General features: G+C 68.4%; 21 protein-coding genes, 1 tRNA gene and 1 pseudogene. 10 read left to right on the plus strand and 13 right to left on the minus strand.

All coding sequences use genetic code 11. The features are described from left to right. Position 1 precedes the first annotated feature (1 nt). On the minus strand, positions 2-850 hold the full coding sequence (locus ACYVKI_RS09840; protein WP_460690169.1) for a CPBP family intramembrane glutamic endopeptidase: 849 nt from the start codon (positions 848-850) through the stop codon (positions 2-4). Positions 851-1,111: 261 nt separating this feature from the next. Between ACYVKI_RS09840 and ACYVKI_RS09845 the strand changes: the two genes are divergently transcribed. Beyond that, positions 1,112-2,671, plus strand: coding sequence for an alanine/glycine:cation symporter family protein (locus ACYVKI_RS09845; RefSeq protein ID WP_460690170.1), 1,560 nt, complete (start codon positions 1,112-1,114; stop codon positions 2,669-2,671). A 163-nt stretch (positions 2,672-2,834) separates the two neighbouring features. Continuing rightward, on the plus strand, positions 2,835-3,794 hold the full coding sequence (locus ACYVKI_RS09850) for a hypothetical protein (RefSeq protein ID WP_460690171.1): 960 nt from the start codon (positions 2,835-2,837) through the stop codon (positions 3,792-3,794). Between the two features lie 151 nt (positions 3,795-3,945). On the opposite strand, the gene groL is transcribed toward ACYVKI_RS09850, so the two are convergent. The 4 genes from groL to ACYVKI_RS09870 all read right to left on the minus strand — a co-directional run bounded on the left by groL (position 3,946) and on the right by ACYVKI_RS09870 (position 8,696). Next, complete coding sequence (groL, locus tag ACYVKI_RS09855; RefSeq protein WP_460690172.1) at positions 3,946-5,547, minus strand: chaperonin GroEL; 1,602 nt, start codon at positions 5,545-5,547, stop codon at positions 3,946-3,948. 60 nt (positions 5,548-5,607) lie between these two features. Further along, positions 5,608-5,904 (minus strand): co-chaperone GroES, encoded by a 297-nt coding sequence (gene groES / locus ACYVKI_RS09860; RefSeq protein ID WP_070160649.1) that lies wholly within the window; start codon positions 5,902-5,904, stop codon positions 5,608-5,610. Between the two features lie 309 nt (positions 5,905-6,213). Further along, entirely contained in the window at positions 6,214-7,512 is a 1,299-nt protein-coding gene (locus ACYVKI_RS09865; RefSeq protein ID WP_460690173.1) for a YeeE/YedE family protein, read from the minus strand. Then, positions 7,509-8,696 carry a sulfurtransferase gene (locus tag ACYVKI_RS09870; RefSeq protein ID WP_460690174.1) on the minus strand — a complete coding sequence of 396 codons (1,188 nt, stop codon included), beginning with the start codon at positions 8,694-8,696 and terminating at the stop codon, positions 7,509-7,511. The genes ACYVKI_RS09865 and ACYVKI_RS09870 overlap by 4 nt, the downstream gene beginning before the upstream one ends. Before the next feature lie 274 nt (positions 8,697-8,970). Here ACYVKI_RS09870 and guaB point away from each other — a divergent pair, with 274 nt between their 5' ends. From guaB to ACYVKI_RS09885, 3 genes are all read left to right on the plus strand, one after another. After that, positions 8,971-10,509 carry an IMP dehydrogenase gene (gene guaB / locus ACYVKI_RS09875; RefSeq protein WP_460690175.1) on the plus strand — a complete coding sequence of 513 codons (1,539 nt, stop codon included), beginning with the start codon at positions 8,971-8,973 and terminating at the stop codon, positions 10,507-10,509. Positions 10,510-10,521: 12 nt separating this feature from the next. Next, complete coding sequence (locus tag ACYVKI_RS09880) at positions 10,522-11,331, plus strand: TenA family protein (protein WP_460690176.1); 810 nt, start codon at positions 10,522-10,524, stop codon at positions 11,329-11,331. Between the two features lie 86 nt (positions 11,332-11,417). Next, a complete protein-coding gene (locus ACYVKI_RS09885) occupies positions 11,418-12,560 on the plus strand; it encodes a GuaB3 family IMP dehydrogenase-related protein (protein ID WP_460690177.1) in 1,143 nt (380 codons plus the stop codon). A gap of 106 nt (positions 12,561-12,666) precedes the next feature. Here ACYVKI_RS09885 and ACYVKI_RS09890 read toward each other — a convergent pair whose 3' ends face one another. Then, positions 12,667-15,525, minus strand: a complete 2,859-nt coding sequence (locus tag ACYVKI_RS09890) for an ExeM/NucH family extracellular endonuclease (protein ID WP_460690178.1) — start codon at positions 15,523-15,525, stop codon at positions 12,667-12,669. Positions 15,526-15,748: 223 nt separating this feature from the next. On the opposite strand from ACYVKI_RS09890, the gene ACYVKI_RS09895 reads away from it, so the two are divergent. Further along, positions 15,749-16,699 (plus strand): hypothetical protein, encoded by a 951-nt coding sequence (locus tag ACYVKI_RS09895; protein ID WP_460690179.1) that lies wholly within the window; start codon positions 15,749-15,751, stop codon positions 16,697-16,699. A 13-nt stretch (positions 16,700-16,712) separates the two neighbouring features. Here the strand turns inward: ACYVKI_RS09895 and ACYVKI_RS09900 are convergent, their stop codons facing one another. Further along, positions 16,713-17,024: a hypothetical protein gene (locus ACYVKI_RS09900; RefSeq protein ID WP_460690180.1), complete on the minus strand. Its 312-nt coding sequence runs from the start codon at positions 17,022-17,024 to the stop codon at positions 16,713-16,715. Between the two features lie 947 nt (positions 17,025-17,971). Here ACYVKI_RS09900 and ACYVKI_RS09905 point away from each other — a divergent pair. After that, positions 17,972-18,658 carry a hypothetical protein gene (locus ACYVKI_RS09905; protein WP_460690181.1) on the plus strand — a complete coding sequence of 229 codons (687 nt, stop codon included), beginning with the start codon at positions 17,972-17,974 and terminating at the stop codon, positions 18,656-18,658. 490 nt (positions 18,659-19,148) lie between these two features. On the opposite strand, the pseudogene ACYVKI_RS09910 reads toward ACYVKI_RS09905, so the two are convergent. From ACYVKI_RS09910 to tadA, 4 genes and pseudogenes are all read right to left on the minus strand, one after another. Further along, positions 19,149-20,435: pseudogene (locus ACYVKI_RS09910) on the minus strand (IS3 family transposase). Between the two features lie 226 nt (positions 20,436-20,661). Beyond that, positions 20,662-20,752, minus strand: a tRNA-Ser gene (locus ACYVKI_RS09915). A 52-nt stretch (positions 20,753-20,804) separates the two neighbouring features. Beyond that, entirely contained in the window at positions 20,805-21,353 is a 549-nt protein-coding gene (locus ACYVKI_RS09920) for an adenine phosphoribosyltransferase (protein WP_460690182.1), read from the minus strand. A 76-nt stretch (positions 21,354-21,429) separates the two neighbouring features. Then, positions 21,430-22,005 carry a tRNA adenosine(34) deaminase TadA gene (gene tadA, locus ACYVKI_RS09925; protein ID WP_460690183.1) on the minus strand — a complete coding sequence of 192 codons (576 nt, stop codon included), beginning with the start codon at positions 22,003-22,005 and terminating at the stop codon, positions 21,430-21,432. Positions 22,006-22,049: 44 nt separating this feature from the next. On the opposite strand from tadA, the gene upp reads away from it, so the two are divergent. The 3 genes from upp to ACYVKI_RS09940 all read left to right on the plus strand — a co-directional run bounded on the left by upp (position 22,050) and on the right by ACYVKI_RS09940 (position 24,425). Next, complete coding sequence (gene upp / locus ACYVKI_RS09930; protein ID WP_460690184.1) at positions 22,050-22,685, plus strand: uracil phosphoribosyltransferase; 636 nt, start codon at positions 22,050-22,052, stop codon at positions 22,683-22,685. Positions 22,686-23,047: 362 nt separating this feature from the next. Beyond that, entirely contained in the window at positions 23,048-23,863 is an 816-nt protein-coding gene (locus tag ACYVKI_RS09935) for a winged helix-turn-helix domain-containing protein (RefSeq protein ID WP_460690185.1), read from the plus strand. Between the two features lie 52 nt (positions 23,864-23,915). Beyond that, positions 23,916-24,425, plus strand: coding sequence for a SixA phosphatase family protein (locus ACYVKI_RS09940; RefSeq protein WP_460690186.1), 510 nt, complete (start codon positions 23,916-23,918; stop codon positions 24,423-24,425). A gap of 124 nt (positions 24,426-24,549) precedes the next feature. Here ACYVKI_RS09940 and ACYVKI_RS09945 read toward each other — a convergent pair whose 3' ends face one another. Both ACYVKI_RS09945 and ptsP read right to left on the minus strand, forming a co-directional pair. Next, entirely contained in the window at positions 24,550-24,822 is a 273-nt protein-coding gene (locus ACYVKI_RS09945) for an HPr family phosphocarrier protein (RefSeq protein WP_460690187.1), read from the minus strand. A gap of 155 nt (positions 24,823-24,977) precedes the next feature. Next, positions 24,978-26,732, minus strand: coding sequence for a phosphoenolpyruvate--protein phosphotransferase (gene ptsP, locus ACYVKI_RS09950; protein ID WP_460690188.1), 1,755 nt, complete (start codon positions 26,730-26,732; stop codon positions 24,978-24,980). Positions 26,733-26,780: the final 48 nt, after the last annotated feature.

The raw sequence follows: 26,780 nt of genomic DNA on the forward strand, positions 1-26,780 counted from the left end.
TTCAGGCCCCGATGAGCCGCAGCACCACCGGGAACGCCAGAAACGCCACGGCGTCCAGCAGGAAGTGGGCGATCACCAGCGGCATCACCCGGCCGTATCGGACGTAGACCGCGCCGAAGACCACTCCCATCAGGGCGTTGCCGATCCCCGGCCCGAAGCCCTGGTAGAGATGGTAGGCGCCGCGCAGCAGGGCGGTGCCGATGATCACCCACCACATGCCGGACACCCGGGAGGACGGCGATGTGTGGGAGGACGGCGATGTGTGGGAGGACGCGGGCGCCAGGGAGGGCCACAGGCGTCGGGCCCGGTCGACGAGGTAGGCGACCATGATGATCTCCTCCACCAGGGCGTGGCGGACGGCGGCCAGCAGCAGGGTCGGCGTCGTCCACCAGTGCTCGGTGACGTCAGCCGGGATGATCTCCATGGTGAGCCCGGCGGAGCGTCCGGCCAGGTAGACCACCAGGGTCCCGGCCCCGATGAGCACGAACAGTCCGACACCGATCGAGAGGTCCCGGAGCGGACGCCGCAGGTCCAGGCCGAACCGGCGGAACGGGTTCACTCCGTGGAGCAGGAACAGGTAGATCACCAAGGCCACCGGAACCAGCGCGAAGACGCTGTCGAGCACCTGGTAGGTCAGGTCGAAGAGCTCATGGCGTGACCTGCTGGAGTGCACTGTGGCCGACTGCTCGGACAACGGCGCCAGGGAGAGCCGCTCCGCCAGCTGCAGCACCGCATACACTGCGGAGCGCCCCAGAGAGAGCCCCAGCACCAGGACGACCTCCCAGGCGAGGAAGCGGCGCGAGGGCACTGAGCGGGGACGGTCCGGGACCGACGACGGCGGGCTGGTCACGGAGCACAGCATAGTTGCGGGCTCGAGGCGATCCGGCGATTCTGCCGCACCGTGACGTGAGGGTGTCACGCCGCGCCGTCGCCCATGTCACACCACCGACTCACGACGGTGCTACCCTTTGCGATCGGAGCTCGACGTGAGCTCTGACACTCCCAAGGTCGTCCGCGCCGAACGTGATCCTCGTCCGCGCCGGCGGCCTGCTCCGCGCCACACCACCCCGTGCGCTGTGGAGACGAGTGTGCTGATGAGGGAAGGAAACCCATGGACGCTTTCATCGACTGGGTGGACGGATGGGTCTGGAGCGCCGGCCTGGTGTGGCTGTGTCTCGGTGCCGGGCTGCTGTTCACCATCCGCGCCAAACTGGTGCAGTTCAGCCAGATCCCCAACATGATCCGGAACCTGGTTCAGGGCGGCAGCTCGAAGGACGGAATCTCCTCCTTCCAGGCGCTGACCATGTCACTGTCCGGCCGTGTGGGCGCGGGCAACATCGCCGGTGTGGCCGTGGCGATCGCCTCCGGGGGACCCGGTGCGGTGATGTGGATGTGGATCGTGGCGCTGCTGGGTGCGGCGACCTCCTTCGTGGAGTCCACCCTCGGACAGATCTTCAAGGAACGCGACCCCCGCACCGGGGAGTACCGGGGCGGGCCGGCCTTCTACTTCGAACGCTCCTACCGGCATACCTGGGCGCGGATCCCGCTGAAGATCTACGCGTGGATCTTCGCCGTGGTCTCCGTGGTGGCGCTGGGCGTCTTCCTGCCCGGCATTCAGACCGACACCATGTCCGGCGCGCTGACCAGCGCGTTCCCGGCCCTGGACCGGTGGATGATCGGCGTCTTCCTGGCGATCGTGCTGGGCATCATCATCATCGGAGGGGTCAAGCGCATCGCGCACTTCACCGCCACGGTGGTGCCGATCATGGCGATCGGCTACATCATCATCGCGCTGATCGTGCTGCTGGCCAACGCGTCTGAGGTCCCGGCCATGCTGCGCCTGATCGTCGATTCGGCCTTCGGCGCCCACGCCGTCTTCGGCGGGATCCTGGGATACGCCGTCGACCAAGGTGTGCGCCGCGGCATCTACTCCAACGAGGCCGGCCAGGGCACCGGGCCGCACGCGGCGGCCGCCACCGAGGTCTCCCACCCGGCCAAGCAGGGTCTGGTCCAGGCCTTCGCCGTCTACATCGACACGCTGATCGTCTGCTCGGCGACGGCGTTCCTGATCCTCTCCACCGGGATGTTCCAGGTGGAGACCGACGACGGCATCATCGACCATGCCACGAACCTGCCGGACGGCGTCGAATCCGGTGCTCCGTACACCCAGCAGGCCCTGGACACGGTCTTCGCCGGGGCGGGGTCGATCTTCGTGGCCGTCGCGCTGACGTTCTTCGCCTTCTCCACGCTCGTGTACTACTACTACATGGCGGAGACGAACCTGACCTATGCGATGCGGAAGGTGCGCAGCGTCAGCGTCCAGCGGGCGCTGCTGTCGGCGCTGCAGGTGATCATCCTCATCGTCGTGTTCTACGGGGCGATGGGTGCCGAGGGCCGTGCCTGGTCGATCGGTGACATCGGGGTCGGCATCATGGCCTGGCTGAACATCGTGGGCATCCTGCTCATCCAGCAGCCGGCGTTCAAGGCGCTGAAGGACTATCGGGCGCAGATGAAGGCCGGCAAGGACCCGCAGTTCGACCCGCGGACCGTCGGCGTGCGCAATGCCGAGTTCTGGGAGGAGCGGGCCGACGCCATCGCCAACGGCACCGACCCGGATGCCGGTCCGCAGCCCGGCGACGGCGGCGAGTCGGCCCCGGTGCCGGTGCGCTGAGGCCCACCCGCCCCCCCGTTGAGCTGGTGAGTATCTGCCGGAAAGCGGCCATGATGTGGTCGATTCGGACGGATACTCACCAGCTCAACTCGTCTATGGGGCGTTTTCCACAGGTGCCTCCTGAGGGCTGTGCCCGTGCGACGGTTCCGGCAGGCTGATGGTCATGCGTCATCCTGCCCCGCTGCCGCCCTCGTTGCACGGTCAGATCTTCACCCGTCGTCAGGCCTTGTGCGCAGGCGTGCCGGAGAAGCGACTTCGGGCGCGTGACATCGAGCGAGTCGCGTGTGGCATCTATCGCCACGTGCCGGGGCCGCAGAGTCTTGGGGGAACAGGTGAGCCGGAGTCGACCGCCGCGCTGGACGTGGGTCTGCTGACCGCGCTGTGCGAGCGGGCGCCTGAGGCCTGGCTGAGTCACACCACAGCGGCCCGTCTCTACGGGCTTCCCCTTCCTCCGCGGCTGGCTGCGGACCCTTGTCTCCATGTCAGTGGCGCCTTCCGCAGTCGGACGGCAGCAGAACTCGGGCCTGTGCGCCAGCACGGCCCGGTCAAGTGTCTGACCGGGGAAGTCGTCGAGCATCAGGGGCTGCGGATCGCCTCTCCCGAACGGGTGCTGATCGATCTCATGCCTCTGCTCCAGCATGACGAACTGGTCGTCCTGGGAGATGCCCTCGTGCGGCAGCCGCGTGCGGTGTTCGAGAGCCGTTCGCACCCGTGGTCGACCCGTGATCAGCTCTGGTCATGCCTCTCCCGACACGGTCATACGCGGGGGATCGTGCCGGCTCGAGAGGCCCTTGGACGCGTGCGGGTCGGAGCGGACTCTCCGCCGGAGACGCTGCTGCGGCTGCGACTCGTGGAGGCAGGATGTCCGGAGCCTGAGCTGCAGGCGCGGCTTCACCCGGAGGATCCTTTCAGCCCGGTCACGGACCTGGCGTACCGCCGGTGGCGGGTGGCGATCCAGTACGAGGGGGCCCATCACTTCTCCGCCGAGCAGCAGGCAGGGGACGAGTGGCGTGACGGAGCGTTCCAGCGGGACGGCTGGCATGTGGCGCGAGCCAATCGGGTCGATCTCAGGGAGGGGTTCATCCACGTCGTTGCCCGGATCGGTGCCCTCCTGATCAATTGACGTGGTGAGTTTCTGCCGGAAAGAGGCCGTCGACGGCGGGATTCCGGCTGAAACCCACCATCTCAACGCATGGGGAGGTGCCGTCACAGAGAAAGGGCCCCAGCGCGTCGGGTGACGTGCCGGGGCCCCTCCTCTGAGACGAATCAGAGGATCAGTGGGAGTGCTCGTCCTCGTCGTCCTTCTTCTCCACGATCAGCGTCTCGGTGGTCAGCACCAGCGCCGCGATGGAGGCCGCGTTCTGCAGCGCAGAACGGGTCACCTTCACCGGGTCGATGACGCCGTCAGCGATCAGGTCGCCGTAGACGCCGGTCTTGGCGTTGAAGCCGTGGTTCGGCTCCAGGTCCGCGACCTTGGAGGCGACGACGAAGCCGTCCTCGCCGGCGTTCTGGGCGATCCAGCGCAGCGGCTGCACCAGCGCACGGCGGACGATGCCCACCGCGGCGGCGGCGTCGCCCTCGAGCGCCTGGACGGTGGAGTCCTCGTCCAGAGCGGACAGTGCGTTGATCAGCGCGGTGCCGCCACCGGCGACGATGCCCTCCTCGAGCGCGGCACGCGTGGAGGACACTGCGTCCTCGATGCGGTGCTTGCGCTCCTTGAGCTCCACCTCGGTGGCCGCGCCGACCTTGATGACGCCGATGCCGCCGGCCAGCTTGGCCAGCCGCTCCTGCAGCTTCTCACGGTCCCACTCGGAGTCGGTCGCCTCGGCCTGCGCCTTGATCGTGGCGGCGCGGGCCTCGACGTCCTCCGTCGAGCCGGCGCCGTCGACGATGGTGGTGCTGTCCTTGGTGACGGTCACGCGGCGCGCGGAGCCGAGCACCTCGGTGCCCACCTGGTCGAGCTTCAGCCCGAGGTCGGGGGAGACCACCTGGGCGCCGGTGAGGATCGCGATGTCCTCCAGCATGGCCTTGCGGCGGTCGCCGAAGCCCGGAGCCTTCACCGCGACGGCGTTCAGGGTGCCGCGGATCTTGTTCACCACCAGCGTGGAGAGGGCCTCGCCCTCGACGTCCTCGGCGATGATGAACAGCGGCTTCTTGGACTGCAGGACCTTCTCCAACAGCGGCAGGAACTCCTGCATGTTGGAGATCTTGCCCTGGTGGATGAGGATCTGGGCGTCCTCCAGCACGGCCTCCTGACGGTCTGCGTCAGTGACGAAGTGCGGGGAGAGGTAGCCCTTGTCGAACTGCATGCCCTCGGTGATGTCGAGCTCGGTCGACGTCGTGGAGGACTCCTCGATGGTGATGACGCCCTCGGTGCCCACCGCGTCGAAGGCGCGGGCGATGAGCTCGCCGACCTCGTCGTTCTGGGCGGAGATCGCGGCGACGTGGGCCACCTGAGCGCCCTCGACGTCGCGCGCGTTCTTCTTCAGGCGATCGGTCACCGCGGTGACGGCCGTCTCGATGCCGCGCTTGATCTCGCTCGGCGCGGCGCCGGCGGCCACGTTGCGCAGGCCCTCCTTGACCAGGGCCTGGGCGAGCACAGTGGCGGTGGTGGTGCCGTCACCGGCGACGTCGTTGGTCTTGGTGGCGACTTCCTTGGCGAGCTGCGCGCCGAGGTTCTCGTAGGAGTCCTCGACCTCGATCTCGCGGGCGATGGTCACGCCGTCATTGGTGATGGTCGGTGCGCCCCAGGACTTGTCGAGGACGACGTTGCGGCCCTTGGGGCCCAGCGTCACCTTGACGGTGTCGGCGAGTTTGTCGATGCCGGCCTCGAGTGCCTTCCGGGCGACATCGTCGAACTCAAGCTGCTTTGCCATATGAGTTGCTTCCTTTGCGTCTCAGGTGGGGGTCTCGAGAAGTGTGCGGGAGATCCGCGATCACTTCTCGACGACAGCCAGGACGTCGCGAGCGTTCAGGACGAGGAACTCGTCGCCGCCGACCTTGACCTCGGTGCCGCCGAACTTGGAGTAGATGACGACGTCGCCCTCGGCGACGTCGACCGGGACGCGGTTGCCCTTGTCGTCGACGCGGCCCGGGCCCACGGCCACGACCTCGCCCTCCTGCGGCTTCTCCTTGGCGGTGTCCGGGATCACCAGACCGGAAGCGGTGGTCTGCTCAGCTTCCAGGGGGCGGACAACAATGCGATCCTCGAGGGGCTTGATGGAGACTGACACGTCAGCTCTCTCCTTTGCGTGAAGTCGAATCGGGTCTGTGCTCAGCCCGGGCAGCGAGTCGTGTGACGCCGACGTCATGCCTCAGGCAGTGTTGTTGTGCGCCTTGGGAGTGACCGATCCGTCGTCGCGGTGCCGGACGGCGCCCCTTCAGGCTCCGACGCCGGTGACGCCGGCGCCGATTCAGCACTCGATGACCTCGAGTGCCAACACAAACTTTAGGACGGCCTTAGCACTCGGTCAAGCAGAGTGCTAAGGCCATCCCTGTGACATCTCAGACAGCGGGTCCGTGGCCTTCTCTGGGAAGGCCGCTCAGCGATAGACCCCGGGGTTCGCCCGGCGGTGCAGCTGGAGCTTGAATCCGACGCCGGCGGCGACGAAGACCGCCACCCCGAAGACCCAGCCGGAGAGCGCCATGGCCTGGGTCCCGGAGAGCAGCACGCCGATGGTGCAGCCCAGCCCGATCATCGCCCCCCAGCCCAGCAGCACCCCGCCGATCGTCGCGGTCAGCGAGTTCCAGCCGGTCATCCGTTCCACACGGATCCGCCGCCCGGGCAGTGCGGCGGCCAACGAGGCGAGCACGATCCCGAGGATCAGCCAGCCGTTGGTGGTGATGGTGTGCACCACCACCGCCACGCAGCCGGCCAGCCGCTCGTCCAGCCCGGGCATGAAGTTCGGCAGCAGCCCGGCGGAGTCCATGCCGGTGCGGGTCAGCGAGGAGATCTGGCTGGTCACGCCCAGCGGCTGGTCCTTGTAGTAGGCCAGAACGGCCAGGACGCCGACGCCGGCACCGGTGGCCAGTGCAGGCCAGCGCTTGAAGAACAGCAGCCGACGGACCTCGGTGGCGTCGACGACGCGATCGCCGCGGCCCTGCACCGGCGGGTTCCAACGCAGCAGCCAGATGCCCAGGCCGGTCAGCACGGCCAGCTGCAGCACGACGGCGACGGTGTACCCGCCTCCGGCCGGCAACCAGGGCGTCGGGGCGCCGGCGATGAAGCCGGAGTACATGAACTCCCAGGAGAGGAAGCCTGCGCCGAAGCCGATGACGACGCCGACCAGCGCCGGGATCGAGCGCAGATGACCTTCAGGCAGCCGGTAGAGGTGGCCGGCGATGCAGCCCCCGGAGATCACCATGCCCAGCCCGAAGGCGAGACCGGCGATCACCAGAGCCAGCGAGACCGGTGCGATGTGGGCGTCGGAGGGGACGGTGCCGCCGGTGGGGTTGGACACCCGCAGGGAGAAGACCACGGCATAGCCGATCATCCCCACGGCGATCGAGACCAGCACGGCGTACAGTCCGCGGGAGCTGCCCTTCTCGAAGAAGTCACGGAACACGCAGAAGAAGCAGTACCGGCCGCGCTCGAACAGGATGCCCAGCCCGGCACCGATCAGCAGCGCGAAGGCGGCGTTCGAACCGCCGAGGCCTTCCCCGCCGGTGACCGCCAGCCAGGCGGCCAGCCCCAGCAGCAGTGCCGCCACGCCCAGCGCGACGGACGTGCGCACCGTGTCCGCCGGGGTCCAGCCCAGCGGCCGATCGGCCGAGACCGAGACGGAGCCCGCCCCGCCGGTGCGGCGAGCGGGCTCCGTCGAGGATTCCGTGGCGGTGCTCACGAGCCGCTGCCGCTGCCCCACAGGCCGGCCCGCTCGTCGGTGTTGTTGGCCACCGGCACGCCCACCGAGTTGCCCCACTCGGTCCAGGAGCCGTCGTAGACCTGAGCGTCGGCGCCGAGGATCTGGCTCAGGGCGAACCAGGTGTGCGAGGCGCGCTCGCCGATGCGGCAGTAGGTGATGATCGGGCTGTCGAGGTCCACGCCGGCGTCCTCGTAGATGGCGCGGATCTCGTCGGCCGGCAGGAACTGACCGGTCTCGGGGTCGACGATCTCACCCCAGGAGACGTTCACCGAACCGGGGATGTGGCCCCAGATGGAGGTGGACTCGCCTTCGAAGATCTCCGGGTCCACGCCGATGGCGCCGTCGTGCTCGTCGGCGGAGCGGATGTCCACCAGAGTGGTGTCCGACGCGCCGTCGACGTTCTCCTCGGCGACCTCGAGGACCTCCGGCTGCAGGGCGCGGATGTCGAGGTTCTGCGGCTGGGCCTCCCAGGTGCCCTCGGCGACGTCGGGGACCTCCTCGGTCAGCTCGCGCTCGTCGTAGACCTCCCATTTGTGCAGGCCGCCGTCGAGCAGGCGGACGTCTTCGGCGCCGTAGAGCTTGAAGACCCAGGCGGCGTAGGCGGCGAACCAGTTGTTGGAGTCGCCGTAGAGGACGACCGTGTCGCCGTCGTCGATGCCCAGCGACTGGGCCAGCTCGGTGAACTCGTCCTGGGAGATGAACTCGCGGGTGTTGGGCTGGGTGAACTCGGTGGACCAGTTCACGTACTGGGCCTGGGGGATGTGCGCCTCGGAGTAGGAGGTCAGCTCGGAGGTGGGCAGCTCCTCGGAGACGTCGATCAGGACGATGCCCTGCTCGGCGAGGTCGCCCTCGTCGAGCCGGTCGGCCAGCCACTCGGTGGAGACCAGCACGTTCTCCAGGTCGTCGTCGCCGCCCTGGTGGACCTCGTCGTATCCGCGGTGCTCGCCGGTGACCTGAACATTCGCCACGGTGGCGGCCTGCTCGCCGGAGCTGCCGGGAGCGGCTGCGGGCGAGGCGTCGTCGTCGCTGATGCTCTGGGAGACGACGACGCCGGCGGTGGCCGCCAGGGCCGCCACGGCGACGAAGGCCACGGCCAGCTTGCCGCTGGAGCGCCGTGCGGGACTTGTGTTCTCTTCAGGCGTGGATGCCTCTTCGGTGCTCATGATGCGATGGTGCCTTTCGCTGCAGGTGTGTGATGCGGCAGTGGTGCGCAACTGTCTGCACACCACTATGAGCGATATCTTCAGAAATATGAACAGTTAAGTTCATATGCTGTCACATTGGCCGCCGCACCGGTGGCTCCGCCCCGGCCGGGAGCCTCGCGGCGACCCCGTCGTCAGCCGGAGGCGCAGGAATCTCGGCGGCAGTAGACTTGTTGTGGCCCTGACATCGACGACGGCGCGTCCGCCGCCGCGACCCCGCCAGCACCTGTGACCAATGAAGAGGCGACACCCCGTGACTGAGACCACCGCAGAGGAACACGACCCCTTCGGCTTCGTGGGCCTGACCTACGACGACGTCCTCCTCCTGCCCGGCGCCACCGACGTGATTCCGTCCGACGCTGACACCTCCACGACGTTCAGCCGGAACATCACGCTGAACACCCCGGTGGCCTCCGCGGCCATGGACACCGTCACCGAAGCGCCGATGGCGATCGCCCTGGCCCGCCTCGGCGGCATCGGGATCCTGCATCGGAATCTCTCCATCGCGGACCAGGCCCAGCAGGTCGACCAGGTCAAGCGCTCCGAGTCGGGCATGATCTCGGACCCGGTGACCATCACCCCGGACGCCACGCTGGAGGACCTCGACGCCCTCTGCGCCCACTACCGGGTCTCCGGACTGCCGGTGGTCGACGGCGAGAAGAAGCTGCTGGGCATCATCACCAACCGGGACATCCGCTTCGTCGCCTCCGAGGACTACCTGACCACCAAGGTCTACGAGAAGATGACGCCCCAGCCGCTCGTCACGGCGCAGGAGGGCATCTCCCGCGAGGAGGTCATCGCACTGTTCTCGGAGCACCGGGTGGAGAAGCTGCCGCTGGTCGACGACGACGGCCGCCTCACCGGTCTGATCACCATCAAAGACTTCGACAAGGCCGACAAGTACCCGCAGGCCACCAAGGACTCCGAGGGCCGGCTGCGTGTCGGTGCCGCCGTCGGATTCTTCGGTGAGGGATTCGAGCGCGCCATGACGCTCATCGATGCCGGGGTGGACGTCCTGGTGGTCGACACCGCGAACGGTCACACCCGCGGCGTGCTGGACATGATCGCCAAGCTCAAGGCCGAGCCGCACGCCGCCGGAGTCGATGTCATCGGCGGTCAGGCCGCCACCCGTGAGGGTGCCCAGGCGCTCATCGACGCCGGTGCGGACGCCATCAAGGTCGGAGTGGGCCCCGGGTCCATCTGCACCACCCGGGTGGTCGCCGGGGTAGGCGTGCCGCAGGTCACAGCGATCCACGAGGCGGCCAAGGCCGCCATCCCGGCCGGGGTGCCGCTGATCGCCGACGGCGGGTTGCAGCACTCCGGAGACATCGGCAAGGCCCTGGTGGCCGGTGCGAACTCGGTGATGCTGGGGTCGCTGCTGGCCGGGGCCGCCGAGTCCCCCGGTGACCTCGTGTTCTACAACGGCAAGCAGTTCAAGGCCTACCGGGGCATGGGCTCGCTGGGTGCGATGCAGACCCGCGGGAAGAACACCTCCTACTCGAAGGACCGCTACTTCCAGGCGGACGTCCCGGACGACGAGAAGCTCATCCCCGAGGGGATCGAGGGCCAGGTGCCGTACCGCGGCCCGCTCTCGGCCGTGGTCCACCAGCTCACCGGCGGGCTGCGTCAGACGATGTTCTACGTCGGGGCGCACACCATCGACCAGCTGAAGATCAAGGGCAAGTTCGTCCGCATCACCTCGGCAGGACTGAAGGAGTCCCACCCGCATGACGTGATGATGACCGTCGAATCGCCCAACTACCGGCGTCGCTGACGGCGGGCCGGCATGAACACCACCGGAAGCGACACCACCGGAAGCGACACCACCGGACGTGACACCACTGCGCGGGACGCAGCCTCGGCGCCGTATGTGGACTCTCCGGCGCTTCGTGCCGGGGAGCACGGGCTCACCGCCTGGCGGCACTCCCGACAGGTGCTGGCGCGGATCTCTGAGCTGGAGTTCCTCGCCGCGCTGGCGGACGGGACCCTGCCGGCGGAGATCTTCGTGCACTACCTGCTGCAGGACTCGGCCTACCTCTCCGGCTACGGGCAGGCGATGACCCTGCTGGCGGCCCGGGCGCCGTCGTCCGCGCATCGTCGGTTCTGGGCGCGGGCCACCTCGGACACGATCGCCGAGGAGCAGGCCATGCAGGCCGAGCTGATGAGCTCGGAGGAGTTCTCCGCCCTGGCCGTCGAGATGGCCGACGACGACGGCTCCCCGCGCCCCTCGCCGACGACGCAGGGGTATACCAGCTGGTTGGTGGCCAGCGCGGCCGTCGACGACCATGAGGTGGCCGTGGCCGCAGTGCTTCCCTGCTTCTGGGTCTACGCCGAGGTGGGCCGCCACTTGGTGGAGAGCATCGGCGAGTCCATGTCGGATCACCCGTACCGCAGCTGGGTCGAGGTGTATTCGGACCCCGAGTTCGACCGGGCGGTGGAGGAGGCGATCGACATCTTCGAGCAGCTCTACGAGGCCGCCGACGCGGCCCTGCGCGCCCGCATGCTGGCCGCCTTCGAGCGAGGCTGCGCCTACGAGCACCGCTTCTGGGCTGCCGCGCATGTCCGGGAGTCCTGGGAGACGGCTCCGGGCGGCTGAACGGCCCGTGCGGAGGAGACGATCGGGGGCCGGCCAGGTCCCGCTGACCACGTGAAGACAACCCCTGCGAGAGCAAGGAGCACCAGTTGAGCAACGAGATCCCCATCGGCCTGGCCAAGAGCGGTCGCCGCGCCTGGGCGCTGGACGACGTCGCCGTCGTCCCGAGCCGGCGGACCCGCAGTCCCCAGGATGTGAGCCTGGACTGGCAGATCGATGCGTACACGTTCCAGACCCCGGTCATCGGGGCGCCGATGGACTCGGTGATGTCTCCGGAGACGGCGATCGCTCTGGGGCGCCAGGGCGGGCTCGGGGTGCTCAACCTGGAGGGCCTGTGGACTCGGTACGAGGACCCGGCCCCGGTGCTGGAGGAGATCGAGCATCTCTCCGACGATGAGATCTCGCCGGAGAACACCCGGCGGTTGCAGCAGCTCTATGCGGAGCCGATCAAGGCCGAGCTGATCAAGGCGCGGCTGGCGGAGATCCGAGAGGCAGGCGTCGTGGTGTCCGGCTCGCTGACCCCGCAGCGCACCCAGGAGTTCTACCAGACCGTGGTCGAGGCCGGGGTTGACATGTTCGTCATCCGCGGCACCACCGTTTCGGCCGAGCATGTCGCGCAGAACGGCGATCCGCTGAACCTCAAGGAGTTCATCTACGAGCTCGATGTCCCGGTGATCGTGGGCGGGGCGGCCGGCTACACCCCGGCGCTGCATCTGATGCGTACCGGTGCGGCCGGGGTCCTGGTCGGCTTCGGCGGCGGCTCCTCCACCACCACCCGCCGGGCGATGGGCATCCGTGTGCCGATGGCCACCGCGATCTCTGACGTCGCCGCCGCCCGACGGGACTACCTGGACGAGTCCGGGGGACGCTACGTCCATGTCATCGCCGACGGCGGGCTGGGATCCTCCGGGGACATCGTCAAGGCGCTGGCCATGGGGGCCGACGCCGTCATGCTGGGCACCACTCTGGCCCGTGCCGAAGAGGCCCCGGGGCGCGGCTGGCACTGGGGCCCGGAGGCTGTGCACCCCGACTTCCCGCGGGGCCACCGCACTCGGGTGGGCACGGTGGCGCCGCTGGAGGAGGTCCTCTGGGGGCCCGCCCACCACACCGACGGCTCCTCGAATCTGATGGGCGGTCTGCGCCGGGCGATGGCCGCCACCGGCTACTCGGATCTGAAGTCCTTCCAACGGGTGGACGCGATCGTCTCCCCGCTGGGTCAGCAGTCCCGCTGAGGCACGACCCCGCCCGCGTTGAGCTGGTGTGTTTCGGCCGAAATGAGGCCGCTGGAGGCCTTGTTCCGGCGGAAACGCACCAGCTCAACGTGGGATGCGGGCGGTGTCAGTCCGTGCGGCCGTTCCCGTTGTTCTGCCCAGGGCCGTTGCCGGGGTGGTCCTCCCGCTCGTGCCCCCGGCCCTCGCCCGGGCCGCGGCCTTCACCGGGTGCGTCTCCTGCACCCGGGCCACGGCCGTTGTTGTTGCCCGGACCGCGTGGAGGCCAAGCCTCGCCGTCTTCCCCGGAGCCGTCCTCGCCGCCCTCGTCCTCGTCGTCGCCGGGGTCTTCGGCGGCACTGAGACGCAGGTCAGCGACGATCGGGTCGTGGTCGGAGGCGCGCCACAGGTCGGCTCGGAACAGATCGGAGGCGTTGCCGTTGTACTGGCTGTACTCCAGCGCGATCGGCTCCACGGCGTTGATGTTCCAGATCTCGGCCTGGGAGACGGACTCGGCGGCGGCCTCCGAGGCGAAGAGGTGGTCCAGGGATCCGACACGGCCGTCGAACATGTAGCTGTGCTGACCGGTCTCGGCGGACACGTTGGTGTACCCGGCCTCAAGGATCTCCTGCAGCGGGTCTTCCCGCTCATAGGAGTTGAAGTCACCCATCAGGAAGACGCGGTCGGTGCCGGTGTCCTCCTCCAGCGCGTCGGCGAAGGCCACCAGGGCGCGCGCCTGCTCTACCCTGTCGGCGTTCCAGGCTCCCTGGCCGTCGCCGGAGTCCGCGTTGGGCCCACCGTCGGGGGCTGAGCCCTTGGACTTGAAGTGGTTGACGATGGCGATGAAACGGTCCTCGGCGTCACCGTCCACCGGCTGGAACTGCTGGGCCAGCGGCTCCCGGGCGTTGGAGTAGACCTCGGCCAGGTCGAAGGACTGCAGTTCAGGAGTCATGATCTCGGCGACCCCTTCCTCGAAGAGGATCACCGACTCGCCCACCGGCTCCACGGCGTCAGCCCGGTAGATGAAGCCGTTGCGGATCACATCCTCGTCCTCCGGGGCTGGAGTGGCCTCGGGGCTGGCCACGAACTCCCAGGTCTGCGTGCCGAGGTCCTCGTTGAGGGCCTCCACCAGACGCTCATGGGCGAGGTCGCGGTCGACGTCGTCGGTGAAGCGCGCGGAGTTCTCCATCTCCTGCAGCGCAACGACGTCGGCGTCCATGGCGTTGATCGCGTCGACGATCTTGGCCTGCTGGCGTTCGAAGGACTCGGCGGACCAGGCGCCACGCACCTCGCACCAGTCGGCCGTGGTGGGCTCGCCGTCCCGGTCGGCGTGGTACTCGCAGCCCTCCTCGTCCTCACCGAGGGTCACGAAGTAGTTCAGCACGTTGAACCCGGCGATGCGTAGGTCGCCGTCGCGCGCCACCGGAGTCTCCCGGCCTGCTCGGGTGTCCTCGAAGCTGGCCGGCTGGACGGCGTCGGCGGTCTCCGGGGTGAGGTGCCCGGTGGGCTGCAGCCGCCACTGATCGAAGCGGCGATCCATCACGACGGTGTTCTGCCACTCGACCTCGGCGCCGATCCGGACCGGCTCGTCAGCGCTCAGGTACGGCAGTTCCTGGTCCCAGCCGGGGGAGCGGTGGTACGTCGTGGTCGCGGCGTCGTCGAGGTAGATGACCCGCTGGGCGTTCTCCTCGGCCAGCGCGTCGGCCTCAGGGCCCGGACGGTGCGCGGAGGTCGGGTTGATCAGCGGCTCGTCGTCGAGCACGATGCCGATCTCACCGTACTGGTTCAGCGTGTAGTGGTCGGTGACGGTGTAGGTGCCCTGCGGGTCGATCAGCATGCCCAGCAGGGCTTCCCGCTCAGCGTCGGTCTCTGGGATCTCGACGACCGCCGGCTTGACCTCCTCGTGCGGCTCATCGGCGATCAGCGCGAGCTCATGCTCGGGCGTCTGCGCGGAGCCCGGATAGAGGGAGAGCTGCACCTGGCCGGAGTAGGTGGTGACGTCGGCGGTGATCTCCACGAAGTCACCGACCTCGACCTCCTCCGCGCGCCACGGAGAGTAGACGAAGATCCCGTCTGAGGCCTCGTGGGAGTCCAGGTCCAGATCTCCGCCGGTGCCCTCGGTCTGCAGGGTGAACCCGTCGAAGCCGCCGGTGGGGTAGGCGGCCGTGACCACGCCGCGCACGGTCACCGGCTGTTCCAGCAGCTCGTTCTCCGCCGGGTCCAGGCTGCGCGGGATCTCGTTGATCTCCAGTTCCGTCGGGTCCTGGCGCTCGGCCTCCTCCGGCACATGGACCGACTGCTCCCCGGCGCTGTTCGTGGGGGTGATGGCCTCGGAGAGGGCGAAGTCGGCGGAGTTGTCATCGGTGTCCACGGCCTCGTCCACCCGGGCGATGGAGCGCACATCGGACCCGTCCGACGGCGACGGCGCGGCTGCCGTCTCGTAGGTGTTCGCTCCGCCGTAGCCGATCAGGTCGACGACGTCCTCATGGTCCTGCACATCGCCGAGAGGGACGTCCACACGTTCGGGGGTGGAGGACAGCCAGATGACGCCGTCGCGGATGGCGGTGCCGCCGCTGAGCCGCGTGTCGGGCTCGGGGAGGGGCTCGCCGTCGGCGGCGCTCAACCCGGGGTTGGCGATCAGATAGTGGCCGCCGGCCTCGATGGTCCCGGTCAGTGTCACGTGACCGGAGGGCGTCAGGTTGTCCTCGCCGCGGGATGCGGGGCGGTAGGAGACCGACCAGCCGTCCAGTTCGACGGGTTCGTCGCCGGGGTTGTGGAGCTCGATGAACCGTTCGTCGAAGGCGGCGTCCTGACCGGCCCCGGTGGTGTAGACCTCGCTGATGACGACCGGCGCCCCGTCGTCGGTGCCGGTGGAGTCCGCGGGGGCCGGGGCGGGTCCGACCAGGGAGACGGCGAGCCCGGCGGCGGCGAGGCCGGCCAGAGCACGAGCCGTGACGGGGCGGAGCGTTCCTTCGCCTGATGTGCGCATGGGGCAGTGGTGTCCTCATCGTGTCGTGCGGTCCGCACTGTGTGTGGTGCGGCCACCAGCGATCGGAGTGTCGGCGCGCCGCAGGCACCTTGCGGGTGCGGCGTCTTTCGTTGTCCATCCAAACAGGTCAGGGAGAACTGGACCAGACCCTGGGATGAACGGTGGGGAACTCTCAGCCTGGACGAGTTGTCGGCAAGGCACCGGATCTGGGTGAATGTCCCTCATGTACCCGCCCCGCCGCAGCGCCTCCGGCCCCTCTGACCGCTCCGGGGAGCGGATCATCACGGCTGAGGGACAGCTGGACGCCGTCCGCCGGGAGCTGGAGGTCCACCCTGGCGACGACGGCGTCACCGTCACCACGCGGCTCTCTCAGACGTTCCCAGTGGGCCCCGAAGAGCTCTGGGAGTGCGTCACGCGGGCAGACCGCCTGGCGCAATGGTTCGGCTCGGTCACCGGGGAGCTGCACCTGGGTGGGCGGTTCGCCGTGCAGGACAACGCCTCAGGGGCAGTGGAACGCTGTGTGCCTCCCCAGGGAGGCGGATCGGGGGAGATGCAGCTCAGCTGGGAGTTCGGCGAGGACGTCTCGCAGGTGCTGCTCCACAGTGAACCTGCGGAACCTAAGTTCCCCCATGCGGTGGGGCATGCGACGAAGCTGAGGGTGGAACACCGGGGGATGGTGCCGCAGGCCTTCTGGGTCACCTACGGGCCGGGGGCCGGGGGAGTGGGCTGGGACCTGGCTCTGCTGGGGCTGGGGCATCACCTGCGCACCGGCAGCACAGTGCCGGGGGAACAGACCCTTTGGGTGACCACCCCGGCGGCCGCAGAGTTCATCGCCGGCAGCAGCGCAGCCTGGGGCCGTGCGTCCCACGCCGCCGGGACCCCGGTGGACCAGGCGGAGGCGGCCGCCCGGCGAACCACAGAGTTCTACACCACGCCGGAGAGAGGACTGAGCTCCATGGGCTCACCTGACATCAGACCCGTCGGTGATCTTCCGGACTCCATCGGCAGGACTGCCGTACGCGAGCTCTCCCACCATGGCATCCGGTCACTGGCACAGGCGGCCGCACACACGCCGAAGGAGCTGCTGGCCATCCACGGTGTCGGGCCCAAGGTCATCCGCCTGCTCACCGAGGCGCTCGCGGAGAACGGACTGTCCTGGCGGGATGAGGAGTGACCCGTCGCCGTCGTCACCGGCCGCCGCGGTCCCCGGCCGGGCTGAGGCCCGCGGACCCTGCGGTGCGGGTGCCGTCCCCGAATGAGCGGCCCTGGCCGACGCGGATGTCGGCACCGGCACCCTGCTGACCGGCCATACGTGCTCCATCCAGCCAGGCCTTCCTGCTCCGTTCCTCTGCGCGATACTTCAGCTCTCGACCGAGATCGAGGAGGGGCTTCGCTGCCTCCATCCACTCGGCCTTGACCTGGTTCGCTGCGGGGCTCTGGTTGCGCAGCATCTCGATGGCTGCGGCCGCCGAGGCCTCCCATGCCTGAGGAGTCTTCACATCAACGGCCCAATCGATGCGCTGCAGCAGAAGCTCTCCTGCCGCCTCTCCAACCTTTGGGTCGGCCGGCGCGTTCCTCAGAATCACCGCGGCTCTGACGACGTCGCGATGGACCTCCAGGAGGTCCTGGAGGGTGGCCTGGGAATCGTTGCCCTCAGGGGTCTGCCGGTGTAGCTGGCCTCGGCCTCCTCGAACCGTCTGGTGGCGGCGATGAGGTCATTCGCCGCGTCGAACTTCGGGCTTGCCATGGTCTCTCTCCGTCCCCTTTGGCTGCAGGCCTCCGGTGTGGCGGAGCGCCCCGCTCCTCCTGCGCCAAGACTGTTGATATCTGCCACTACCGACACCAGCTGGGAGGTCTGACAGGGTCGGAGAGTGCAGGCACTTCCTGGCGCGAAGCAACCACAGCTTCAGGGCCGCCGCTCTTCGGAGGGTTCTCGCGGCGGCCTGCTCGGCAGTTCCGGGTCACGCGACGGGGGGGCCTCTATCAGCGATCCACGATCCGCACGAGACCAGCTCCTGGGTGACAACACCTCCCCCGGATCATCACCTGACTGGGGGCAAACGATCATGCCCAGGAGCCGGACCGGACAACACCACTCATCCTGCCGGAGAAACGGTGCCCTTAGAAGCTAACGGGGGGGCTTTCCATGCCGTGATAAAGGCCCTTATCAGAGACCTGCCGCGCCTGGACCGAGAGGCGCGACCCACGGGCGGGCGGTGAGGACACGACGGGCGGTGTCGCCCCGACTGGTGGATCACTCCGCCCAGCGTTCAGACCATCGATCGGAGAGGACGCGTATAGCGCACAGTGGTCAGGCTCTACTTTCGTCTACATCATTGACATCCGTGACGCAGATCTCTATCTTCGGCGCTGTCATGCGTTCACGCCATGTGTCCACGATGGCGAGCACCTTGACATGCACTCGATATCAGCAGGAGGGGAGAATATGTATAGGCATGCCAAAAAATCGGCCTTCTCGACTATCGGCCTGTTCGCCTGCGGGGCCCTGGTGGCCGGGCATGCGGTGCCCGCCGGGGCCAGCGAGGTCGATAGAAGCGTAAGCTCAGCCAATGTGGCTGAGTCTTCTTCGGTCGACGGTGCATCCGAATTGGTCGGGGCCAATGAAGGAATCACTGAGGATGTCATTGAAAGATATGATGAATTCGTCGACGTGACCGACAGTGGAGAGTTTGTCCTCAAGCTTCCTGAAGGCTATGACGCTGACGCCGAAGAAGTGCGTCTTGTTGAGGCCTCTATCGCGGAGAGCAACCAGGTTGCGGCGGAACAGTCAGTTACAGAACGGGCTGCGGCTGATGAGCTCGTCATTGACCAGAGGGCGGTCACCACGTCAGCAACGTCTTGGGGTGGCCATAGCATTGAATGGTGGGGTGTTCAGATGTGGCTGAACGGTTCGGCCACTGCCAACCTCAACAAGCTTTTGGGGGCCGGAGCCGGCGTCTCCGCACTGACCGCCGCTATTATGTCTTGGACGGGTGTCGGTGGGGCTGTCGCTGGAGTCATTGCCGGCGCCTTTGCCGCTGGGGCAGGTGTCGCTAACCTCTGCAACTGGAACGATAACGGTATTTCTATCCGGAAGCCTCACATAGGCCCTGTCGTCTGCTGGCCCCGCTGATCAAGGAGGAACCATGAGCAGTCGTCTCCTGTCACATGTACTGTTCGGGGTTTCGACTCTGTTGGCGCTGATCGTCACAGTTTCCGTGGTGGGTGATCTACTCGGTTGGTGGCAGAGTCTTCTGAACACACCAATGCTGGTCAGTGCGGTCGCGGTGTCACTGGTGCTCACACTGTGTGCACGACACCTTCGAGATGACAAGCGCTGTGCCGCCACGTAGGGCCTCCGCCCGGATGCGGTGTGACATGGGTGTCTCACCTCCCTTGGGGCCTATCCAAGTATGGACGCTACGTGCCGGGTACGCGCTGTGCGTAGGTGGTTTCACCGCAGGTCAAGTCCGGTGGAGTGGATGCTCCTATTGCTGTCAAGCGGGTTGTGGGCACGTGAGCTGTTGGAGAATCGTCAGGGCCTGGCGTTCGAGCTCGGGATCGCTGCGGGTGCCGATCTCCAGGGGCCTTGACCCCGGATCGTGGACACGGTGTCGGTTGAGTTATGCCGCTTCCGCGAGCGTAACGCAGGTGTCCGTCTCGGACGCGGCGACCTCGTAGCGGTTCGGCGGGATGTTGCCGATCGCGGAGTGCCGGCGGGCGGTGTTGTAGCGGTTCGCCCACCGGAACACGGCCCGGTAGGCCGTCGCCTGGTCAGGGAACGTCGGAGCACCCTCGAGGAGTTCGCGCTTGAGGGTCGCGTTCACGCTTTCCGCGAGGGCGTTGTCGGCCGACGAGCCGATCGCGCCCATCGACTGGACCACGCCGAGACCCTCGCAGAGAGCGGCGTACGACTTCGAGGTGTAGACCGGACCCGTGGTCCGAGTGGAAGATCGCGCCGCGCAGGCTGCCGCGCTCCCGCCAGGCGACCTTCAGCGCGTCCTCGACGAGCTCTGTGCGCATGTGGTCGGCCATCGCCCAACCGGCGAGCTTGCGGGAGCCGAGATCGATGCAGGACGCGAAGGAGAGGGTCGTGCCGTCAGCGACGGGCAAGCAGGTGATGTCGCCGACGTAGCGGCGGCCCGGCTCGCCGATGGCGAAGTCACGACCGATCAGGTCCTGGAATCGACGCTCCGACTGGGCGGGGATGGTGGTCTTCACGCGCTTGCGCAACCGGATCCCGGCAAGCTGGTGTTCGCGCATCACCCGGGCGACGCGCTTGTGATTGATCCGCGCCTCCGTGGCGACGCCCTCGTTGAGGTCGTCCGTGATCCGCGGCGCGCCCAACGCCCGGTCGCCGCCCTGCCGTGGGTCCTGCAGCACCCGGATTCGTTCTGCCAGGGCCGTGTCGGCCTGCGCCCGCGCGGCGCGCCCCGGGGCCCCGGAAAGCCAGGCGTAGAACGAGGACCTCGCGATCTCGAGCACCTGACACAACCGCTTCACGCCCCAGGCGTCCTTGTGGTCCTCGACGAACTGGAAGAGATTCACCAGCTCGTCTCCCCGGCGAAATACTTGGCCGCCTGGCGGAGGACGTCGCGCTCCTCGGCGAGCTTGCGGGACTCGGCTCGTGAGGCGGCCAGTTCGCTTTCGAGCCGCGTGATCCTCGCCGAAGGTGACTCGGGCCGGCCCGTCGAAGGAGGCGTCGCAAGCGACGCCGCCGTGCTCCCGGAGCCGAGTTTGTCGACCCACTCTTTCAACGCGCCCCGCGAGATCCCGAGGTCTCGCGCCATGCCCTTGAGCGTCGCGCCGGGCGTCGACTCGTACAGATCGACCGCTCGGCGACGGAACTCGTCCGTATAATCTTCCTTGCCATCTCTTAGATTCTCGCTTCTCCAGCAGCGTGCTGGAATCAGCGTGTCCCAGATCAGGGGTCAGGATCCTACACCACAGAGCGGCTGATTCGTCGGAGGAGTCACTCCACATGCTTTCAAAGCATGTGTAACCCTCTACATCGGCGTCACATCAACGATCCCAGGTCACGCTGTACACACATTTCTGCCGCTTACCCGGGGCCTGTCTCGAGCATGAAGAAGGCCCCAAATCCCTGAAATATCAAGGATCCGGGGCCTTCGAAACTGGCGGTGACGGTGGGATTTGAACCCACGGTACGGGGTTACCGTACACGACATTTCGAGTGTCGCACCTTCGGCCGCTCGGACACGTCACCTCAGACCTGACGATGCTACCGAAGAAGGCCCCCGGGTTCCAAACGCACCTGCTCAGTCCCCGGCGCGGAACAGGGCGTGCACCGCGCCGGCGGTCGCGCGCCCGCCCAGCTCCTCCAGCTCCAGGACGACGGCGGCGCCGACGACCTCGCCGCCCAGTGCGGCGATGATCTGCCGGGAGGCGGCCAGTGTGCCGCCGGTGGCCAGCACGTCGTCGACCAGCAGCACCCGGGCGCCGGGCTCCAGCACTCCGGGGGCCTCGATCGCTGCGGAACCGTACTCCAGGTGATACTCGACGCTCGCGGCCGGGTTCGGCAGCTTGCCCGCCTTGCGGATCGGTAGCATCCCCACCCTGGTGACGCTCGCGATGGTTCCTGCCAGGAGGAAACCACGGGCTTCGATGCCGGCGACGACGTCGAAGCCTCCACGGAACGGGTGGATGAGCGCCTCCGTCACAGCCTCCAGCGCGGCGGCGTCCACCAGCAGCGATGAGATGTCACGGAACAGCACGCCCGGCTCGGGGTAGTCGGGAGTCAGCGCGATCAGGGACTCGGCACGCGTCAGGGCGGCCGTGAGATCGGGGGAGAGGTCTGCGGAGAGCACCGCGCAACTCTAGCAACCGCCCTGTTCCGGCAGCATGCGCCTGCAGCCACCCCATGAGGCGGCCTCGATCCCGGCATCAGTCCCCGGGCTCGGAACCCGGTCCGCCGTCGCGCAGCCGCGTGGCGAAGAACTCGCTGAGCTGGGCGGAGCACTCTTCGGCGCGTACACCGGGGTGCACCTCCACCCAGTGGTTGAGCCGCGGCTCCCGCAGGATGTCGAACACCGACCCGGCCCCGCCGGCCTTCTCGTCCCAGGCTCCGAAGATCACTCGGCGGATCCGGGCCAGGACGATCGCCCCGGCGCACATGGGGCAGGGCTCCAGGGTGACGGCCAGCGTGCAGTCCTCCAGACGCCAGGTGCCGCGGCGTCGTGCAGCCTCGCGCAGGGCGATCAGCTCCGCGTGGCCGGCCGGATCAGCGTCGGCCTCCCGGGTGTTGTGGCCCTGCCCGATGATCTGGCCGTCCGGGTCCACCACGACGGCGCCCACCGGCACGTCCCCGGCGACGGCGGCCTGCTCGGCCAGCTCCAGGCACCGGTCGAGCAACCGGTGCTGGACGGCGGCGTCTCGGGGGTCCGGGGGGTCGAGAGGCTCGTCACGTCGGGCATGGCGGCGCAGATCACTGGGAGCATCGCGGCGCGGGGCGGACGGCATGAGACCAGCCTACTGGCGTCCGAGGGTGCTGGTAGTTTGGACGCATGCGTGTACAGGTCGTGGAACACCCGCTCATCGCCCACAAGCTCACCCAGCTCCGGCGGGCGGAGACCAGCTCCAACCACTTCCGGCAGCTCACCAAGGAGCTGGTGATGCTGCTGTCCTACGAGGCGAGTGATTCGATCGCCACCGAGCCGATCACCATCACCACCCCGGTCACCGAGACCGAGGGCACCCAGCTGGCCGGCCCGACGCCTCTGGTGGTCCCGATCCTGCGCGCCGGCCTCGGCATGCTCGACGGCATGACGTCGATGATTCCCACGGCGGAAGTCGGGTTCCTGGGGATGGCCCGCAATGAGGAGACCCTCGACATCATCACCTATGCCGAGCGGCTTCCTGATGACCTCACCGGCCGTCACGTCTTCGTGCTGGATCCGATGTTGGCCACCGGCGGCACGCTGGCCGAAGCCATCGGATTCCTCAAGCGCCGCAACGCTAAGGAGGTCACCTGCATCTGTCTGCTCGCCGCCCCGGAGGGTATAGAGCGGCTGGAGAAGGAGGTCGGTGATCTCGACGTGGACCTGTACCTGGCGGCCATCGACGAGAAGCTCGACGAGAACGCCTACATCGTCCCGGGGCTGGGCGATGCCGGCGATCGCCTCTACGGCCTGGCTGAATGATCTCTGGCCGTCTGACGAGGCATGTCCAGCTCCCGGCAGATCTCAACCGCTAGGATTCGCCCCCTGAGGGCGCCTGAGGTGGTGCCTGTGCTGGGGCGAGGGGGCGCGTGCCGGACCACGGGCGGCGGGCATCCTGCCGGATGAAGACGCGAGTCTCCGCCGGTGGCGTCGGAGCCGCCTGAGGGTCGGCGTCCATGGCATGGACAGCGGGCAGCCACCCACGAAAAGTGTGAGCCTGCTCACAGACACGCCGCTGAGTCTCACCATGTGGAATATCTCAGGCTTTGTTACTTGCTTTTTTCTTATGTGACGGGGAGTCTGGAGTGCGAATCCACCGGCCGGCAGCCAGGGAGAAACAGCACATGTCCGCACATCCGAGTCAGGCCCACACCCCCGGGTATGTCCACGTGTCCGTGCGCAACGCGGCACGCCGTGCGGAGATTGCGCGTCGAATGCGCGACGTCGGCGACCAGCAGACGACGCGCGGCAAGTCCGGCCGGGGCAGGTCCTCCGAGCAGCCCCGCACCGCTCCGGTGCCCGTGGTGGCTCAGAATGGAGGAGGGCCTCAGCTCGTGCAGCCCGACGTCGTCGCCCGAGGTTTCGTCGTCTACGTGGGACTTGACGAAGACACCGCCACGGCGGCAGGGACCTCTCTGCACAAGATCGCCACCGAGCTGCGTGACTACGTCGAGTCCATCGCGCCGGAGTCCCAGGTCCATATCGCCATGGCGATGGCCTCGGCCGCGGCCGAAGGCAGCGATCTCGACGTCGTCCGGCAGGCCCTCGGAGACCCCACCGTCACGCATCGGACCATGGAGGCGCCCATCGCCGCGCCGCAGGCTCCGACGAACTCCGGAGTGCTGATCGACCTCTCCCGGCGTGAGGTCAAGCTCGACGGGGAGGGCCTGAACCTCACCTACAAGGAGTTCGAGCTGCTGAACTACCTGGTGGAGAACGGCACCCGCACCGTCGGCCGGGAAGAGCTGCTGCAGGCGCTGTGGCGCAACATCGACGCGGAGCAGATGCCCAACGAGCGCACCATCGACGTCCACATTCGGCGGCTGCGCTCGAAGCTGGGCCGGCTTGCCAACACGGTGCGCACCGTGCGTGGCCAGGGGTACCGCTTCTACGAGCACCCCGAGGTCACCGTCTGGGCTGCCCCCGAGTACAGCATCTGATCGGCTTCTGATCGGCGCACAGCGCTTCGGGAGGAGCCTTCGGGAGGAGATCATGAGCGACACCATCGAACTGCTCGTCCTCCGTCACGCGCAGGCGGGGCACGCCTTCTCCGAGGACGACCACGGCCGCACGTTGACCGAGCACGGCGCCGAGCAGGCGCGCACCGTGGGGCGGCGGATGGTGGAGGCGCAGATCCAGCCGGATGCCACCCTCTGCTCGGACGCCATGCGCACCCGCCAGACCTGCCTCTGGATCAACCATGAGCTCGGCGAGAAGGCCCCGACCCCTTACTTGGACGGCCGCCTCTATGGCACCGGTTCCCGGGGCATGCTCTCCGTGATCAACGAGACCCCAGAGACGGTGCGCCGCCTGTTGGTGATCGGCCATCTGCCCACGGTCCAGGATCTCGGCATGGATCTCGCCTCAGTGGACTCTGAGGAGGATCCGGTGCTGCGCCTGGCCTCCCGATACCCGACGGCGGGATTGGCCCGTTTCGTGATCGAGAAGCCCTGGGCGGAGCTCGACGGGCGCGACGCCCGACTCGTCGACTTCTGGGACTGATCCCGGAGCCTCGGACGCAGCAGGGCCGGCCCGACGTACGGAGGCCGGCGCGCAGATCAGGGTGATCCGCGCACCGGCCTCCGTGTGTTCCGCGACGGGGCGGCCATGCCCCTCCGGGTGAGGGTCAGTCGTCCTGCTCGGTCTCCAGGATGCGCACCAGCTCGTCGAGGGAGGCGTCGGCGCCGTCGCCCTCAGCGGTGAGCACGACCTGGTCGCCGTACTCGGCGCCGATCCCCATCAGGCCCAGGATGCTCCCGGCCTCGAAGGTCTCGTCCGGGCTGTCAGCCTTCGCGATGCTCACCTCCACCGGCTGGGCGCTGGCCGCCTCGGCGAAGACGGCGGCGGGACGGGCGTGCAGTCCCGCCTTCGAGCCGATGGTTGCGGTCCTCTGGGCCATGGGTTCTCCTCCTGCTGGTCGGGAGTCGTGCTCGGGTGGTCGTCGGTTCCTGCGGCAGGTGCCGTAGGCCTGTACATATCCTATGGTGCGCGACGACGTCGCGGGGTGGGTCCGGGCCTGGCCTGGGCCCGATTCAGGGCGGCTCAGGGCCGGAGTCAGTCCAGTCCCAGCTCCTGCAGGGCCGGCAGCTGGGCGACGACGGCGGCGCGGGCCTCCGCGGAGCTCCGTGCGGCCGTGGCGGCCGCCGCGAGCTCCTGGGCCTGGGCGGGGCTGACCGTGCGCAGCACGGCGGCCACCGAAGGCAGCGCGGCTGCGCTCATGGACAGCGAGGTGGCGCCCAGTCCCACCAGCACCGGGGCCAGGGCGGGATCGGCGGCGGCCTCCCCGCAGACGCCCACGGGGCCGTGGGAGGCCGAGCCGGTCGCGCCGATGAGCTGCAGCACCGCCGGCTGCCAGGCGTCGTTGAGGGCCGCGAGAGAGCCCAGCTGGCGGTCTGAGGCCATCGTGTATTGGGTGAGGTCGTTGGTGCCGATGGAGACGAACTCGACCTCCTCGGTGATGGGTCCGGCGGTGAGCGCGGCGGCCGGGACCTCGATCATCACCCCGGGAGTCTTCAGCCCGGCTTCGTCAGCCATGGCGCGGAACTGGGCGGCCTCCTCGGCGGTGGAGATCATCGGGGCCATGACCCAGACGTCCACGGTCTCTCCGGCGGTCCTCTCCGCCTCTGCGACGGCGGCGAGCTGACGGGCCAGCACACCGGGGGAGGAGAGCTCAGTGCGGAATCCGCGCACGCCCAGGGCGGGGTTCGGCTCGTCCGCGTCGGTGAGGAAGGGCAGCGGCTTGTCCGCGCCGGCGTCGAGGGTGCGCAGCACGACCTTCGCCGGGGCCTCGGCGGTCCCCCGGGAGGCCAGGGCCTCGAAGACCTGGCGGTAGGCGGCGACCTGCTCGTCGTGGCCGGGCTCGGAGTCGCGATCGAAGAACAGGAACTCGGTGCGGAACAGCCCCACCCCCTGGGCGCCGGCCTCGGCGGCGGCGCGGGCGTCGGCCCCGTTGCCCACATTGGCCAGCAGCGGCAGGGGAGCGCCGTCAGCGAGTCGACCGTCGCCGTCGAAGGCGGCGATCTTCGCTCGGCGCTCCCGATGGGCCTGCACCTCGGCCTTCAGCGCGTCGGTCACCTCGGTGTCGATCAGCCCGGCGGCACCGTCGACGTGGATCTCGGTGCCGTCAGGGATCTGCAGCACGTCAGTGGCCGCGACCACGGCGGGAAGGTCCAGGGAGCGGGCGATGATCGCCGTGTGGGACTGTGGCCCGCCGTCCTGGGTGACCAGCGCCAGCACCTTCTCCGGGTCCAGGGTGGCGGTGTCGGCCGGGGCGAGATCCTCGGCCAGCAGGATGAACGGGGTGTCGCTGTGCGGGATCCCTGGTGGGGTGACGCCGCGCAGCTGGGCGATCACCCGGTCGCGGACGTCGCGGACGTCGCGCTGGCGCTCCGCCATCTTCCCGCCCAGGGAGGCGAGCATCTCGGTGACCTCCGCGGCGGCCTCGTAGAAGGAACGCTCTTCCGTCTTGCCGCCGGCGATGCGCTTGACGGCGGCCTTCTTCAGCATCGAGTCGGTGGCCATCATGGCGGTGGCCTCGAGCACGCCCTTGGCGTCTCCGGAGGCTTCGGCGGCGCGGGCGCGCAGCTGCTCGGCCACGGCGGCCGTGGCGGCCTCGAGCGCTTCCACCGCGCTGGCCTCGGCGATCCCTGAGTCCCGGGGCGCGTTCTCCGGCTCCTCGACCGGCTCCGGCATGGACAGCACCGGCCCGACGGCGCGGCCGGGGCAGACTCCGACCCCGGTGAAGCGAGTGCCCGGGAGGGTGCTGGCAGGCTGAGTGGCGGCGGTGCTGATGTTCTCGGGGGAGCTCATGGATGAATCCTAGATGGTGCGGAACGGTTCTGGGGGCGAGACGCCGGT

It is taken from the genome of Nesterenkonia suensis, assembly GCF_054782935.1.

Coding starts and splice junctions, on each gene's coding strand:
- ACYVKI_RS09945 (WP_460690187.1), bottom strand. CDS start 24,822: ATGGCCCAGAGGACCGCAACCATCGGCTCGAAGGCGGGACTGCACGCC.
- ACYVKI_RS09845 (WP_460690170.1), top strand. CDS start 1,112: ATGGACGCTTTCATCGACTGGGTGGACGGATGGGTCTGGAGCGCCGGC.
- tadA (WP_460690183.1), bottom strand. CDS start 22,005: ATGCCGTCCGCCCCGCGCCGCGATGCTCCCAGTGATCTGCGCCGCCAT.
- upp (WP_460690184.1), top strand. CDS start 22,050: ATGCGTGTACAGGTCGTGGAACACCCGCTCATCGCCCACAAGCTCACC.
- groL (WP_460690172.1), bottom strand. CDS start 5,547: ATGGCAAAGCAGCTTGAGTTCGACGATGTCGCCCGGAAGGCACTCGAG.
- guaB (WP_460690175.1), top strand. CDS start 8,971: ATGAAGAGGCGACACCCCGTGACTGAGACCACCGCAGAGGAACACGAC.
- ACYVKI_RS09940 (WP_460690186.1), top strand. CDS start 23,916: ATGAGCGACACCATCGAACTGCTCGTCCTCCGTCACGCGCAGGCGGGG.
- ptsP (WP_460690188.1), bottom strand. CDS start 26,732: ATGAGCTCCCCCGAGAACATCAGCACCGCCGCCACTCAGCCTGCCAGC.
- ACYVKI_RS09905 (WP_460690181.1), top strand. CDS start 17,972: ATGTATAGGCATGCCAAAAAATCGGCCTTCTCGACTATCGGCCTGTTC.
- ACYVKI_RS09895 (WP_460690179.1), top strand. CDS start 15,749: ATGTACCCGCCCCGCCGCAGCGCCTCCGGCCCCTCTGACCGCTCCGGG.
- ACYVKI_RS09870 (WP_460690174.1), bottom strand. CDS start 8,696: ATGAGCACCGAAGAGGCATCCACGCCTGAAGAGAACACAAGTCCCGCA.
- ACYVKI_RS09880 (WP_460690176.1), top strand. CDS start 10,522: ATGAACACCACCGGAAGCGACACCACCGGAAGCGACACCACCGGACGT.
- ACYVKI_RS09850 (WP_460690171.1), top strand. CDS start 2,835: ATGCGTCATCCTGCCCCGCTGCCGCCCTCGTTGCACGGTCAGATCTTC.
- ACYVKI_RS09890 (WP_460690178.1), bottom strand. CDS start 15,525: ATGCGCACATCAGGCGAAGGAACGCTCCGCCCCGTCACGGCTCGTGCT.
- ACYVKI_RS09935 (WP_460690185.1), top strand. CDS start 23,048: ATGTCCGCACATCCGAGTCAGGCCCACACCCCCGGGTATGTCCACGTG.